The sequence below is a fragment of the Limnospira sp. PMC 1279.21 genome (assembly GCF_032349615.1).
GTDB lineage: Bacteria > Cyanobacteriota > Cyanobacteriia > Cyanobacteriales > Microcoleaceae > Limnospira > Limnospira fusiformis.
In genome coordinates this window covers 1-508 of the sequence record NZ_JARPLU010000520.1, presented here as the reverse complement: position 1 = coordinate 508, position 508 = coordinate 1, and the positions used below count along the sequence as shown (strand labels likewise).

At 44.5% G+C, this 508-nt stretch carries 1 protein-coding gene; it reads left to right on the top strand.

The window, feature by feature from the left end; translation table 11 throughout:
• Nucleotides 1–98 precede the first annotated feature (98 nt).
• Nucleotides 99–508, top strand: a 410-nt coding sequence (locus tag P5683_RS25750) for an Rpn family recombination-promoting nuclease/putative transposase (RefSeq protein WP_315642159.1), incomplete at its 3' end; no start/stop codon positions are given.

The window sequence follows — 508 nt, the reverse complement described above, 5'->3', positions numbered from 1 at the left end:
TAGGATTACAGCTAATTTAGAACAGGCTTTAAAAATACTCTTTTCTGACTCCTTACAGACTCCCCACAACCGCCCGTAGATTGGGGTATAATACTAATATGTTTGACAATGTTTGCAAGTTCCTGGCTGAGACGTTTCCGGCGGATTTAGCCCAGTGGTTATTGGGAGAACCCATTCCCCTGACTGAACTCAGCCCGTCGGAACTTTCCCTAGAGCCAATTCGGGCTGATAGTCTCATCTTGCTGAAATCAGAGGGAGTCATCCTGCATCTGGAATTTCAGACCCAACCGGACCCAACTATTCCGTTTAGGATGTTAGATTATTGGGTGCGGGTCTATCGTCGGTTCCCAGAATGCTCCATGCAGCAAGTGGTAATTTATTTAAGGGAAAGTTCCTCAGATTTAGTCTACCAAACCCAGCTAGAAATAGCTCAAACTCGCCATCAATTTCAGGTAATTAGACTCTGGGAAGAATCCGTAGATACGTTTATAAATGTGCCGGGATTATT